The organism is Bacteroides sp. (assembly GCF_019417265.1).
Classification (GTDB): Bacteria; Bacteroidota; Bacteroidia; order Bacteroidales; family Bacteroidaceae; genus Phocaeicola.
This window is the reverse complement of record NZ_DXVR01000003.1, coordinates 20,827-35,725: the sequence shown is the minus strand read 5'-3', so window position 1 is coordinate 35,725 and position 14,899 is coordinate 20,827. Positions and strand designations below refer to the sequence as shown.

Annotated in this window: 10 protein-coding genes and 1 pseudogene; 5 read left to right on the top strand and 6 right to left on the bottom strand. The window is 38.9% G+C overall.

Going from position 1 to position 14,899, the window contains the following annotated elements:
- Nucleotides 1–13: 13 nt before the first annotated feature.
- The 5 genes from QZ379_RS01185 to QZ379_RS01165 form a co-directional block, all read right to left on the bottom strand.
- A complete protein-coding gene (locus QZ379_RS01185; RefSeq protein WP_291557304.1) occupies nucleotides 14–2,404 on the bottom strand; it encodes an ABC transporter permease in 2,391 nt (796 codons plus the stop codon).
- 49 nt (nucleotides 2,405–2,453) lie between these two features.
- Nucleotides 2,454–4,805: an FtsX-like permease family protein gene (locus QZ379_RS01180; protein ID WP_291557300.1), complete on the bottom strand. Its 2,352-nt coding sequence runs from the start codon at nucleotides 4,803–4,805 to the stop codon at nucleotides 2,454–2,456.
- A gap of 80 nt (nucleotides 4,806–4,885) precedes the next feature.
- The gene (locus tag QZ379_RS01175) at nucleotides 4,886–5,566 is read right to left on the bottom strand and encodes an ABC transporter ATP-binding protein (RefSeq protein WP_154043934.1); all 681 of its coding nucleotides are present in this window, start codon (nucleotides 5,564–5,566) and stop codon (nucleotides 4,886–4,888) included.
- A 147-nt stretch (nucleotides 5,567–5,713) separates the two neighbouring features.
- On the bottom strand, nucleotides 5,714–6,973 hold the full coding sequence (locus QZ379_RS01170; RefSeq protein WP_291557288.1) for an efflux RND transporter periplasmic adaptor subunit: 1,260 nt from the start codon (nucleotides 6,971–6,973) through the stop codon (nucleotides 5,714–5,716).
- Between the two features lie 89 nt (nucleotides 6,974–7,062).
- Entirely contained in the window at nucleotides 7,063–8,439 is a 1,377-nt protein-coding gene (locus QZ379_RS01165; RefSeq protein ID WP_291557285.1) for a TolC family protein, read from the bottom strand.
- 352 nt (nucleotides 8,440–8,791) lie between these two features.
- Between QZ379_RS01165 and QZ379_RS01160 the strand changes: the two genes are divergently transcribed.
- From QZ379_RS01160 to QZ379_RS01140, 5 genes are all read left to right on the top strand, one after another.
- On the top strand, nucleotides 8,792–9,655 hold the full coding sequence (locus QZ379_RS01160; RefSeq protein WP_291557282.1) for a helix-turn-helix domain-containing protein: 864 nt from the start codon (nucleotides 8,792–8,794) through the stop codon (nucleotides 9,653–9,655).
- Nucleotides 9,656–9,756: 101 nt separating this feature from the next.
- Nucleotides 9,757–9,918, top strand: a complete 162-nt coding sequence (locus QZ379_RS01155; protein ID WP_291557280.1) for a hypothetical protein — start codon at nucleotides 9,757–9,759, stop codon at nucleotides 9,916–9,918.
- 76 nt (nucleotides 9,919–9,994) lie between these two features.
- Nucleotides 9,995–11,137 (top strand): hypothetical protein, encoded by a 1,143-nt coding sequence (locus QZ379_RS01150; RefSeq protein WP_291557277.1) that lies wholly within the window; start codon nucleotides 9,995–9,997, stop codon nucleotides 11,135–11,137.
- 20 nt (nucleotides 11,138–11,157) lie between these two features.
- On the top strand, nucleotides 11,158–13,008 hold the full coding sequence (locus QZ379_RS01145; protein WP_291557273.1) for a hypothetical protein: 1,851 nt from the start codon (nucleotides 11,158–11,160) through the stop codon (nucleotides 13,006–13,008).
- Between the two features lie 23 nt (nucleotides 13,009–13,031).
- Nucleotides 13,032–14,225, top strand: coding sequence for an OmpA family protein (locus QZ379_RS01140; RefSeq protein ID WP_291557270.1), 1,194 nt, complete (start codon nucleotides 13,032–13,034; stop codon nucleotides 14,223–14,225).
- A 368-nt stretch (nucleotides 14,226–14,593) separates the two neighbouring features.
- Here QZ379_RS01140 and QZ379_RS01135 read toward each other — a convergent pair.
- A pseudogene (locus QZ379_RS01135) lies at nucleotides 14,594–14,899 on the bottom strand (hypothetical protein); the annotation flags it as partial.

Genomic DNA, 14,899 nt, shown 5'->3' with positions numbered 1-14,899 from the left:
TATTATTTATCGGTTATTCGTTTTTCAGTGTTTCAGCCGGATTTTCCGAAGCTGCCTTATAACTGCATAGTGTGACAACTCCTACGGTAATTATCGCCACCATGACGAATGCCAGCAGGAATACCCACCAGTGCAACGGAGAGCGGTAGGCAAATGTGCTATAGTAATAGTCCATTACAATATATCCCACAGGTGCAGCTATCAGGAAGCTTATAAGCAGTATGTAGAAGAACTTGCGGTTGAACATCTCCAGTATCTCGCGTATGCTTGCACCGTGAACTCTTCTTAGGCCGATTTCCTTTCTGCGGAACTTGGTTTCGAACATAAGCAGACCTATTATTCCCATCAGTGATATGATTACTGCAAGTATGGTGAACAGCGTTATAAGGCTGATGAGTTTCTGTTCCTTACGGTACTGTGTTCCAAGTTCCTCGTCGAAGAACTTCAAGTTTATTTCTTCAGTGTTGAAGTTAGGCGAAATATCGGCCACCACTTCTTTCACTGCCTGAAGCACTTCGCTGTAAGTGGCACCCGGATTGCTTCTGATATACAGGTGGGTTACAGGCCACCATGGTTTTTTCCCGAAAACGTAGAACGCGAACGGTTCTTCCTTATAATGAAGTGGCTTGAACTTGAAGTTCTCACAGAAACCGGCAATATCAGTTTCACCTATATGTCCGCTAACTTTGCTCTCAAGGCTGAATCCGAATTTCTCTTTAGCAATTTCGTTGAATATGAAAATACCTTTTTCGCATTTTTCGTCTGCCTGTGTGAAGTCGCGTCCTTCAACAATATCTATACCCATAAACTTCAGGAAGTTGTATGAGACTGGATAGCTGATGAAGCTTATATTCTTACCGTTGAATTCTCTTCCCCAACCCATTCTATATACACTGACCAGGGATGATGCTCCCCATGCCACTTCCTTGATGGCTGTCTTCTTCTGAAGTTCGGTAGTGTATAAATCGTGATTGTTTGAGTTTACCGGAACGTATGCCGTGAACAGCGATTCCTTGTTGAATCCCATGTCGTAGTTCATCATATAGTCGTATTGCATCTTGATGAAGAATGCGCACAGCACGAACAGGATAGATATAAAGAACTGGAATCCTACAAGTATATATCTGAATGACTTACCTCTGCTCACTGTGCCCATTGTACCCTTAATGGCAAGGGCAGGAGAGAATGAAGTGACGTGTATTGCAGGGTATATGCTTGACGCAACAGTCATTATCAGTGCGACAAAAACTGTCAGTATCGCCACTGCGGCATTATATCCAAGATCCAGCGGACAGCTTATAAGTTCGGCGTATGTGGAACTGCCTATAATCTTTATCACAATATATGAAAAGAAAAGCGAAACCACCACCAATATAGCCGATTCAGCCATAAAACCCATTACGAGCGACAATCTGGAACTGCCAAGAATTTTCCTTGTATTTACAGAACGCAGCTTTGCCGGAATCTGTGCCATGAAGAAATTCAGATAGTTTATCAGTGTGATGACAAGTATAAGCACTGATACTATGAACAATGTTATTGTAGTGATAATGTTACATTGGTAAACTATGATATTGTCTGTAATTCTTAACTCAAACTGAAATCCTTCCAGCGGGAATAGTTTTACCGTGTTTCTGCCTATGTACTCGTCTATCTCATCCTGAGTAGGAAGTTCCATATCCGGATTGGAACTTATCATTTCGTTGACCAGATTTTTAGCAAAGTTGGTGGCATTTTCGCAGAATGCGTTTACATTGTTCTTGTCATTAAGTTTTAAAAAGTATCTGTAAGACCATTCTACGGAATTGTCCAATGATTCTTTCTCATAAATATTACTGTACAGTAAGTCTGTTTCTCCGAATATGGATTTCATCGCCATGTCCTTGAAAATGGCAGAAACGGTTCTCTTGTCCTTTTCGCCTTCCAACTGAATTGCATCGCCAAGTTTCAGGTTCAGTCTGCGTGACGCTCTTTCACTGAGTGCAACTACATTTTCCTCACCTATACCCTGGAAAGTACCTGCAACCGCTTCTATTCCGAATACATCGTATGTGCCGCTTGTCACCTGCATGGTGTTAAGCTCGAATGTCCTGTTGTCATTGCCGTCTGCTATTTTTATTTCAGTCTGAATATTCCCTTGTAGAACAGCATACGATTCAACCATAGACGACTGTTCTATCAATGATTCCATAACAGGGCGGCTCATGTTCACACTGTATTTCCCTTCGTCGTACCAGTCCTTATGTGTCACAACGAATATACGGTCCAAGTCTTTGATTTTGCTGTTGTAGTTCCAGTCGTAATTCACCTGGACCATTATAATGTATATTGCTGCAAAGGCAACCGTCATACCTAACAGGTTAAGTATTCCTGCACCTTTGAATAGTCTGATAATGCTTCTCATCACTTTGATTTTTTAAAAGTTGTTATAGATACTACAATCAAGTTCTTTATTATTCACTTTTAAGATTATTCACCGGATTGTCCGATGTGGTTTTCAGGCTAATAAGCCAGACGGAACCTAACGAAAAGACAACCACCAGGGCAAAAGCAGTTACCGGTATCCACCACTGGAAGTGAGGATCGTATTCCACAAACTTGTCTATCTGACGTATGCCTAAATAGATGAGCGGAACAGCTATAACCAGACTTATGAGCAGTGATTTCATTGAGAACTTCATCAGGTTGCATTGTTCCAACCATGAATTCGAACCGAAAACCTTACGTATGGAGATGTCGCGTTTGCGTTGTGATACGAAGTAGAGGCTCATGGCTGTAAGTCCCAATAATGATATGATGAGTGCCGCAAATGTGAAAATGACGATAGTCTTGTTCAGACGTGTTATATTGTCGTATGTGTTGAGTACTTCGTCATGATACCATTTTGAGTCGAAAGGTATTCCGCCTATTATTTCATAGAACAAATCATCGAGCTGGCGTTTGTATTCCTCATTCGCCGATGTGGTTTCTACCAGCACATTCCATGGTGAAACCTTTTCTACCGGAAGAATTCTCATCTGAAGAGGATGAGTTTCATCCATCAGCGAGCGTATCTTGAAGTCCTTGAACTGACCGAGAATATTGCATTTATGTTCATATCTGTTGACGTAGTAATCAGGTCCCTGACCTATTGAACTTAATTCTTTCATGGCATATTCGCTTACGAAATAGCCATTGTCGGTATTTCCGAGTCCGCGGTCTTCAGTAATCTTTATGTCAAACATCTTCAAGAATGATGAATCAGCGATAAATGTCTGGAAACTCATACATTTCAGTGTGTCGGCACTGTTGAAATAACTTGTATTGTTGTTTCCTCCATCGTTTGGTGTTCCGCAAGCGAAAGAAACTCTTTTTACGAAAGGCAGTTTCAAGGCCTCGCCACGGAACTGTCTCATCTGCTCATTGCCCGCCATGACCGGATAGTCTATTATACTGCCATATTCATAACCAAGCGGAGCATTGAGAATTCTGTATATCTGCATGCTGAAATAGAAAGAACAAGTCAGCAATGCTATAGTAAGACAGCTTTGGAATATATTCAGTCCGCGGAAATACACCAGTTTGGTCTTGCGTCGGAATGTTCCCTTTACCACATCCATAGGATTGTATCCTGATAATATTGATGCCGGCACGATGCCAGACGCGAATGCCAGAACTGCAACAAGCAGGATGTATGATATTACTGTAATATATGATAAGTCGCCCGGTATATCAAGTTTTACTTTAAGCAAATCCATGGCATATGGTTCCACTGCCAATGCAAGTATGAAGGATATGATGAAAGATGCTGCTGTAAGTATAAACGATTCAAGTATCATTCGCCAGAAAATATCTTTCCGTGAAGAGCCTAAGATACGTCGAGTCGCCATTTCCTTTGCCCTGTAACTGGTCTGTGCCACACTCATGCTCACGTAATTGAATATAGCCATAAGCAGGACGAGTACTCCTATTATTATAAAGGTCACAACAACCTTATAATTGTACTGTTTCAGGCCTATTGAAGACTGTATGTCTGAAAAATAAAACTCACGGACAGGAATGAATTTTACAGTTTTTTGTGTACCGCCTTCGTATATCCAGAACACAGTCTTGAGATATGAAACTATATCGTCAGCCTTGGAATTTAGATCTGTGTTAGGTAACAGTCGGCAAAAAAGATTTGCTCCGCCGGCATTACCCATACTGGTATTTTCTATAGAAGAACCATAGTTGTAATACTTCATATTTTCGAATGGCAAAATGATTTCCCATTCGCGAGGAATGACAGAGTTGTCTATATCTTTCATGATACCTGCAACTTTGTATTCGTTTGTTGCCATTGGCTGTATTGTCTTGAAGGTCTTGCCTATACAATCTGTAGTTCCGAACATTTTTATAGCTGCCGACCGGCTTATGACAGCATTGTCATTCGAAATCAACACATCATCAGGATTTCCATACAGAAGAGGAAAACCGAAGAAACTGAAGAAGTTTTTCTTTGCCATACCTACATACAAAGTCATCTGTTTATCTTCAGACATTACCGGATATTCAAAACGTCCGGAAATGGCACACCATTCCTCAATTTCGGGATAGCGACTTTGCAGTTTGTCTCCTAAATTATAATGTCCTCCGGCGTATTCATCGCTTGCCATTATATACGTCCTGTCGGCATCCTTCATATCTTTATCTACTGTAAGTTGCCTGAATACCATGTTCGATATCAGCAGTATGAACATGAGCGAGATGCTCAGTCCTGCAAGATTTACCAACGTGAAAACCTTGTTTCGGCTCAGGAACTTAAAGTATGTCTTATATTCATTCATATCATCTTGAGTTTTTGAGATTTAAGTTTTTGAGTAGGTTGATAACCGACTCAAAAACTTAAAAACTAACAGACTTGCATTTACAATTCATTTCTTACATCACCCACAATACGTCCGTCGAACAGGTTGATGATTCTTTGTGCTACTGAAGCGTCTTTCTGTGAGTGTGTCACCATTACTATAGTCGTGCCTTCAGAGTTCAGTTCTGTAAGCAGATCCATTACCTCCTTACCGTTTTTTGAGTCGAGGTTACCTGTAGGCTCGTCGGCAAGTACCAGTTTAGGGTTTGACACAACGGCACGGGCTATTGCCACACGCTGCTGCTGACCACCGGACAACTGCTGTGGAAAGTGGTGTGAACGGTGGCTGATGTTCATTCTTTTCAGAATCTCTGTGACACGCTGTTTGCGTTCTGCCGCACCGATGTTGAGATATTTCAGAGGCAGTTCCACGTTTTCAAACACATTCAGTTCGTCTATCAGGTTGAAGCTCTGGAACACAAAACCAAGGTTACCCTTTCGGAATTTGGTACGTTCGCGTTCTTTCAGGTTTGCCACTTCCTGTCCCAACAGTTCATAGCTGCCTCCTGTAGGATTGTCCAGCAGACCGAGGATGTTCAACAGTGTTGACTTGCCACATCCTGACGGACCCATGATGGCTACAAATTCACCTTCGTTTATTTCGAAAGACACTTCGTTCAATGCTGTAGTTTCAATTTCTTCTGTACGGAAAACTTTGCTGAGGTTAGTTACTTTAATCATATTCTTTAGAGTTTTTAGTTGTTATTATTTCTATGTTTTTTTACTTATAAAATAGGGATTGATACGTTTTATTAAAACTTGCCCACGTTTAGATTAAAACTTGCCCACGTTTTAGTTTAAATTTGCCCACGTTTTTTTAACACTTTATTAATTCAACACCAGACAGTCATTATCACCGAAATTGTCATATCCCGAAGTGATTACCTTTTCTCCCGGTTGCAGACCTTCAAGTACTTCGTAATACTGAGGGTTCTGACGACCTATACGTATTTCTCTTTTATAAGCTTTCGAACCGTCCTCGGTAATCACGTAAATCCATCGTCCTCCAGTCTTCTGATAGAATGTTCCGCGAGGAATCATTATGGCTTCTTCGGGTTGTCCCAACTGCAGGTTCAGATAGTATGTCTGACCGGTGCGGATATTTTCAGGCTGTGCACCGCTGAACTTAAAGTCGGCTTTGAACTTTCCGTCGCGTACTTCCGGATAGACTTTGCGTATAACGGCCTGGAACGATTCGTCCTGTCTTTCAAAATCCGCTTCCAGACCGGAAGTGACACGGTCGATATAGTGCTCGTCTATCTGAGCCTCAATTTTATAGCTGTCAAGGGTGTTTATCTGTCCCACTTTGCTGCCCGACGGTACAGACTGACCGAGAACAACATCAAGCAATCCCAGTTCGCCGTCAATAGGTGCAGTGATAACAAGGTTGTCTTTTCTCTTGCGTATCATCTGCATATTGATTCGCATATTCCTCAGGCTTTCCTGCATCTGTTCCACCTGTACGCTGCGGTAAAGGCTGTCCTGTATGGAACGTTCCTTTACGAGTTCCAGTTTATCCTTTGCCAACTGATAGTCTTCTTCGGCTTTCAGATAGTCCTCTTTGGCTATCAGGTCTTCGGCGTAAAGAGATTTTTGCGATTCGTATGTTCTGCGATAGCGTCTTACTTCCATTTCCAGCTGCAGCATTTCCTGGTTTACGCTCAGACGCTGCTGTTCCATCGAAATCATTGTGTTTCGGAGGATATTTTCCTTTTCGGCAAGGTCGGCTTCCGAGTTCAATATCTGCATATCAAGGTTTTCGTTTGTAAGACGCAGGATTTTGTCGCCGGCTTTCACGTGCGAACCTTCTTCCATGAATATCTCTTTCACCACTCCCGTTTCCAGGGGACTAAGCTGTATGGTTGTCATCGGCTGTACCTGACCTGAGATACGGATGTAGTCATTGAATTCGCCTTTCATAACCTTGTTTATTGATAGGGTTTCCGCATTCACTCTCAGTGTGCTTACATTGTCTCTTATCAGGATGTATCCTATAAGGCACAACAGCAGTCCGCCACCCCAGTAAGGCAAGGCTTTTTTGCTGAACACCAGTGCCATTCCTTTTTTCTTTTCTATTGCTCTGTCCATTATGTGTAGTTTTTAGATTTTAGTTGTTAGTTGTTAGTTTGTTTATGCTGTATCTAACAACTAATAACTAACAACTAGTAACTTATAATTCACTGATTAATATAACTTATTCCTTTATAATATTTCACCACGCTGCGTTTCAGATAATATTGCAGCAATGCATTCAGTTCTTCTGCCTGTGCGTTCAGAAATGAGGTGGTTATTGTCTGGAAGTCGATAGGTGATACCATACCTTGCATCATTTTCCTTTTGTGCAACTGGTAAGTTGCTTCCTGGGCTTTGGTACGTTTTATCGCCAGTATAAGTGATTTCTGTGCGCCTGCCTTGTCCTGTACGGCACGGCTTACTTCTGATTTTATGTCGTGTACCGTCTGTCGGTATTGTGCTTCCGCACGGCGATAGTCGTTTTTCCTTTTTGATAGATTTGAGAAACGCGATAATCTGTCGTAAATAGGTATTGAGAGACTTAGCTGTATGTATTCGCCGGCATTGTTTTTCCATTGCGAATTGAAAGATGGTGCTGTGTAATTGGCTTTGCCTGGATAGCTGTAGTAGCTGGTTGACCATCCTCCACTTAGCGACAGGCTTGGAAGAAACTGCCATTTAGCCGTGTTCAGAGCGAATTTGGCTTTGTCCATTGTGCCTTTTGCAATGAGGGCTGACGGCTGTGAACTGACTGCGTAATCCATTATTTCGTTTGCCTTGTCTCCTTCTTCCACCAGTGCAGAATATTTTTCGTCTATCATCGTATGGTCTATTTCAAGTTTTTCTTCAACGGGCCACATCATTACGGATTTCAGTGTGAGCAGTGCATCCTGGCTGTTGTTGTATGATGTTTCCAGCTGATATTCCCTGTCGGCAAGGTCTGCTTCCATCTGTGCTACATCAGGTCGGCTTTTCTGTCCTGTTTCATATTGTTTCTGCATCAGCAGCAAGCTGGCTTTCGAGTTTTCCACTTGTTTACGGAGAACTTCGGTCATTTCAGTGTGGAACAAAACATTGAAGTAGGCTTCCATAACTGCCAGACACAGTTCGTCGCGCAGCTTGTCTTCCTGCGAGATTCCCATCTTTACGGCTGTCTGCGAAATTCTGATATTGTTGATGGCGGAAAATCCGTTGAACAGTGTAATGCTTGCGCTCAGTGAGTAACCGTTATTTAAAGATGTGGTATTGGTATAGGTGTTTGTCTCAGGGTCCACGGCACGTCCGAAATTACTGTAGGCGTATGTTCCTGCCGAAACCGACGGGGTGAATGTCTTGAGTATCGCGTCGCGTCTCTCAGTACGTGCGTCGGCATTGTCAAGTTTTTGTATTTCATTTTTTGTGGAATATTCTATTGCATATTCCATACAGTCGCGCAGTGTCATTGTTCGGGAAGTATCTGCAGCTGATATGCTGTCGCTCCCGGAAGCCATACATTGAGTCGCGGCCAAGATTAGAATTATTGGTGTAAATATCTTTTTCATTTTTCTGTTGTTTTTACACTAACTATAATGCCATAACCGTGCCAAAAATGTAAGTGGTTGATAACTTGGATGTTGTGAAAATGCCTGTTTAGACTACTGTAAGGTTTCTTTACAGTAGTGTAAAGATGAATTACAGCAAGGTACAGAATAATGACTGTATTATTCGACCTAAAACAAAGTGATTAATAATGATTGGTGTTTACATCTCTATCGTTGTTTAGCTGATATTAACATTATACCTTTTAAAAACTTTTCTTGAAAACAAAAATTAGCGTTTTTTTTTTTTTTTTGCATGTCGCTTTCGGCCAACGACAAACTTTTATATACCTTTGCCTTATAAAAGAAATGATATATGGAATTATATTATAGGAGTGAACATTTGTCTTGTAGTCACTATTCTACTTCTCATACAAGTATATTTAAACTTCTTGATTGTGAGAAAGGTGTAGTTATCTCAAGAAAATATATTGATGAAACTTTTATAGTTTTCATCTTAAAAGGAAAACTGTCTATAAATTATGATTCTGAACATCCAATGGATGTAGGTGAAGGAAATGCGTTTCTTTTGCCAAAAAACTTAGATGTGAAAGCATTTGTATTGGATACTTGTTCTTTAGTGCTTTGTAGTTTTACTTCTGATTTAAAACTTTGTTCACGTTTTTTCATTCAGGAACTAAATTCTTTTTTACCTTCAAGTTCAGATGTACATTTTTATTCTATTAAGATTGATGATAGGATATCTGCATTTCTTTCATCGTTGATTGATGTCCTTAATGACGGACTCGGTTGCAAGCATTTTCATCTTATAAAACGTGAGGAGCTTTTTCTTTATTTTCGGGCTGGATATTCTAAACAGGATTTGGCTTTGTTTTTCTCGCCTATATTGGGAGATAATATTGATTTTAAGGATTTCGTATTGGCAAACTATAAGAAAATATTGGATGTCAAGGAGTTTGCCGGTGTGGCGAATATGAGTTTAAGTACATTTAACCGCCGATTTAAGGAAACATTCAATGATACAGCTAAAAACTGGCTTATGTCGCGTAGAGCAGAAAGTATATATAAGGATGTGGTAATGTCTGAGATTTCATTTTCAGAACTTGCCGATAAATATTCATTCTCGTCATCGGCATATTTTTCAACTTATTGTAAAAAAACATTTGGCAAAACCGCATTAGAACTTCGCAAAGAAAAAAAACTTGAACGGAAAGTATAATTTATTGACAAACTTTTGTAATATCAGGCTTTAGTTGCTTTCGTAATTTTGCACCGTTTTTTATATGGAATTAAATTTTGCGAAAAACAATTAATAGACAAATGAAAAAGAAGGAAGTTTATGTAGCACCTCGTGCGGAGGTGGTGGATTTGGAATGCGAGGGCGCAATCCTGGGTTTAAGTTTGGAATTGGATCCTGATAAAAATCCTGATGTGGATTATGGTGATGGTATGTGGGGTAGTGGACAGACTCGTTCATGGTAAAATCTAATTTTTTTTGTGAGTTATGGTTAAAGTTTTTTTATCTAAGGTTATTGTGATGAGCATATTAATGTGCTCAATGGCTTTTGCGTCATGTTCAAGCGATGTTCCAACTGCCCCGAATGAAGAAGAAACAGGAAACCCGCAGCAGCCGGGTGACACAGAGGGCAGTGTTTCTACTGTTAAATTCTCTCTCGATTTTAATTCATTATCAAGAGCTAATATTCCTGTGGATCTTGATAAATATGATGTGAAGGTGTATGTGTATCAGGCGGTGAGTACGGCAAGTTGTTTTGGTGTTGGTTTACCACCTCTTGTATTATATCATTGGAATGAGTGGACTGATTACGGTGGTTATAAACTTTTAGATAGTTTCCAATATATTGGTTCGCCGATTGATATTACGTTGAAAGAACCTAAAGTTCATGATGTTATTGTTTTGAGAGACGTGGCCTATCGTTATAAATACAACATTATAACAGTAGCATCAACCAAAGGTGCAGATGCTCTTCCTAACGTGACAGAAGATACAAATTTATCTGGACAATTTACGAGAAATCTTCCTGAATCAGGTGTAGAAAGTGTAGAAATATTTAAATCGAATATTGAAATACTACCAACAGGGGAAATTGACAGTGATAGAAAACCTCAAACGGGGGGTAAATTGAATATTGAAGGACTGGCAGGTGATGGTGTGTATAATGCTGAAACAAATAATATTAAGGCGGTCTTAAAACGTAAAAGCGGCGAAGTACAGGTCACTGTAATGAAAAATGCTTCAGAAAATATAATAACTAACCTTTTACAGGCAAAAACAATAGATGTTACTATATCCGGTGCAGCTTCTGCTATAGGTTTTGAGCCTAAAACTTCTCCGGATGATAGTAAAACAGGACTTTCATACGATGTAAATCTTAATGGTACAGCTACTATAAAGAAATCATTCCTTGTCGATTTCAATAAGAATAATGCGGAAGTATTGTTGCTTGAATCCTTACCAAGATATAGATATAATGAAGGTTTGGATGAATCTTATCAAGGTATAGAACTTAAACTTGAGTTTAAGAATGAAAGTAATATTATAAACTCAATATCAGTTGTTCCGGAGAAACAATTCTATATCTTCCCTAATACCCGTTCCACTATTACATTAGGAAAGTCAGGATTTGAATTTGGAAATGACATCAATCTTGATGATGACGATTGGGACGGAATACAATAACAGATAAAAACAACAGGAAAATGAAAAATATATTTAGAAACATATTTATGGCTTCGCTTGTAGTGGTTGGTTCTGCTTATTTTGCCTCTTGCTCTAAGGACAGCGAAGTGGAAAGTATTATAGATGAAGTGGAGAGCGGAGTCGGTGCAGAAGAACAGCCTGAAGGCTACTTTACAGCTACGTTCACTTCAGGGCTTTATAGTCCTATTTCAAGAACTCCAATAGCAGGACTTAGTAGTCGCGTACAGTCACTAAGATACATTATATATAAGAAAGACCAGAATGGCGTTTATCAATACTATACAGGTGCGGCTGGAAATGATAAATATCTTTTTGGTGAAAACGGAACAATTAGCGGGCCTATAGGTTGGCCTTACACTCCGCTTTCAGTAAAACTTGAAAATGGTGAGTATAAGGTGGTTTTCCTTGGAAATATGAACGAAAAACAGTTTGTTAATGGAGAAAATAAAAATGATTCTATCGTAACAAACTACAAAGGTAAGTACTCTGCTTCAAGAATCAATCTTCCTACAGTAAAAGGATTCTATGAAGAGACAATTTCTGATGGTGGGGAAGGTAAAACCAGCAATTTTTTCTATTGGGATACTGTGGAAGTAAGCACATCAAATCCTAATGCAGAGGTATTGCTGCAGCGTATTGTTTCAAAGTTTGAGATGAGTAGAGAAATTTTAAGTACAGAAGATGGAAGTAATGCTCGTGTAGCATTGACATCAACACTTACAAAAAATATCTTCGATTATCTTGAAGGGGAAGGAACCATTACAAGACTCATAGGAGGTCAGATAGGGGAAATTACAAGAGGTGTATTTAAAGATTTAGGTATAGATGCATTGGAAAAAATGCTTATAGATCCTATTGTAAATGCATTAATAAACGGATTAGATGATACAAAGATAATTGAGGCGCTAACTTCTCAGATAGATGGAGTATTGAAAGGAAATGAGAAGTCTGATACTAATTTACTTGATCTGAATGCTGTATTAAACCCATGGGGATATAATGCTGAGCATGCAATAGTTGCATTTGATAAATATACAAAGTCTGTAGATTTGGATAATAAGCCAGTAGATTATTTTGTTTCATCAGGAAATGAGATACCTCGTTTCGCTTATACTGTTAATCCTAATGGAACTGTAGGACCAAGAACATATCTCCAAATTTATGGACTTAATGGAGAATGGAAAATAAAGAGGATTGATGCTACAGACAAAAACAACGGAGAAGTACCGGATTTAATTTCTGGTCAGATTATTGATAATTTTGTAGATGGATGGTTGATAGATGGTTGTGTCCATGATGCTGCGGCTGACCTGACTTATAATTTTGGAGCTAATAAACCATATCATTCGGTATTTTCGGATGTGACATTAAATATGTACCCAAAAGAGTTTGTGAAAGATGAAAATGGAGATCTAAGTGTTACAGTAAATTTGGGAAAAGTACTAAGTCTTAAAAATATTCTTGATGGTACATTGACGAATATAGAACAAGATGAAAATAAAAAAGCTCATGATTATAAGAATGAGATAGATAAATTACAGAATTCAGGGACAACTGTTGGTGCTTTGGTTAAAGTTACATTGAGCGGACTATTAGGTACTGTTGGTGATTTGTTGGATTTTCTTACAGGTAAAACAGTAGGTTATATTTTAAATGATGTATTATATCCAGCATTGGAAGACGCTGGACTTAGTGGAAAAGAAGGTTTGGTAAACAAGCTTGTGGATAATCTTGATAAAGATATAACAATAACACTTCCTCTAAACATATCACTCCTTAATACAGAAAATCTTGAAGTAAGCGGTGGATGGACTCGTGTTTATGATGGTGAACTTCCTGAAATGCAGTAATTAAACAAAGAAAAATAATTCAAATGAAAAATATTAAGTTCTTGTTTTTGGCAGCAATAATGCTTGTTGCCAAGGAAGTGTATGCTCAAAATACAGAAGATGGTTCTGAAATCATGGTAGTAGAAGAAGAAATAGAAGACAATGGCGAAAGACATCCTATACATATCAATCCGTTTTGGGACAACTGGTTTGTAGGTGCCGGAATAGGTTCTTCAACATTCTATGGCAATCATTGTAAAGGTACAAACATTGGAGAACGTACAGCTCCGGTATTCAATCTTTATGCAGGAAAGTGGTTTACTCCTAATGTAGGTTTGCGTATGAACTTTTACTGGTATCAACCTAAAAGTTTTGACACTAATCCTAATAATCCACTTGTTGTTAAGGACTTGGGTAACGGACTTTACAAAACGAAATGGACTATGACATCGCTCACCGCTGAAGCTATGGTAAATATGTCAAACCTTATTTGCGGATATAAAAGAGACAGACTTTATAATTTTATAGGTTATATAGGCGGCGGGTGGATAAGAAACTGTACGAGAAAGCATCCTAATGATGTGGTTTTGTCTACTGGTATCTTGAATAGATTCAATATAAATGAATCGTGGGGACTGAATTTGGAACTCAGAGCAAGTATTTTCCCTGAAAAAATGTCGTATGCAGAATATGGAGGAAAATGGGATCAGGATATGTTGACTTCCTTGATGGTTGGTGCTTCGTACAGATTTAAGTATAGTGGTTGGAATACTTGCAATGTAAGTACAAGCGAGATAAATGCCCTGAATGCCAAGATAAATGATATGAGGGCAAAAAATGCTGAACTAAAAGATGCGCTTGCAGAGAAGCCCAAGGTGCAAACTGTAGAAGTGGTGAAGGTTAATACTTATGTGCCGGATATGTGCGTGTTCTTCAAAATAAATAAGTCGGATATCAGAGAAGAGGAAAAGGTTAATATTGCTATGTATGCGGAGAATATCAAGAAAGCAAAAGATAAGAAGTTCTTAGTAACAGGATATGCTGACAAATATACAGGTAATGATAAGATAAATACTCCTTTGAGTAAGAACAGGGCACAAAAGGTTTATGATATGCTTGTAAACGAGTTCGGTGTTGATAAGAATCAGCTTGTTATTGACCATAAGGGTGGTGTGGACAATATGTTCTACGATATTCCAAAACTTAGCCGAGTTACAATAATACGCATGATAGAGTAATAACAAAATCAGAAGTAAATCATACCTCATTTCACTTTCACATCTTTCACACTGTGAAGGTGGAATGGGGTATTCTTTTATATTTCGTTTCTTTTCAATACATATGAAAATCAAGAAAAGCTAAAGCTAACTGCTTGAAAACACGAGAATTATGATTGCTTTCATAAATCCTCCCCGATGTATAAAAAGAATGTTGTAAACGAGTTTAAATTTTTATTGTCTGACAGCTGTCAGACAACGAGAAATTTTAAGCGTTTGAAACTAAATATAAACAGTTTCCGGACAATAGATATAATCGGATGCGACCTCTATGAAAATCCGGATAAAAGTTCCGGTTCTCAGAAATATAAATACCACTGATAAATATTTTACTTGTCACTTCTCTGAAACCTGTGCAATCTCTCTATATATGACTGTCTGTACATACGTTTAACCTTTTCATCTAAAAAAGAGTTTTCAATCAGTTCATAAACTTTGGGCTGTTCTGTAGAAAACAGATTGATTATCGAAGTAAGTTTTGATTGCAGTACGCCTAAACGGGTTCCAAATGTTATAAAGTCATCTTTACAAGGATGATTGGTTTGGGTATATACGTCAGAGTAATCAGCTTTCGGAATTAATCCTCCTTGTAGTGCAAAATCTTCATCATTTACGTGAATGGATGTGTTCATTAA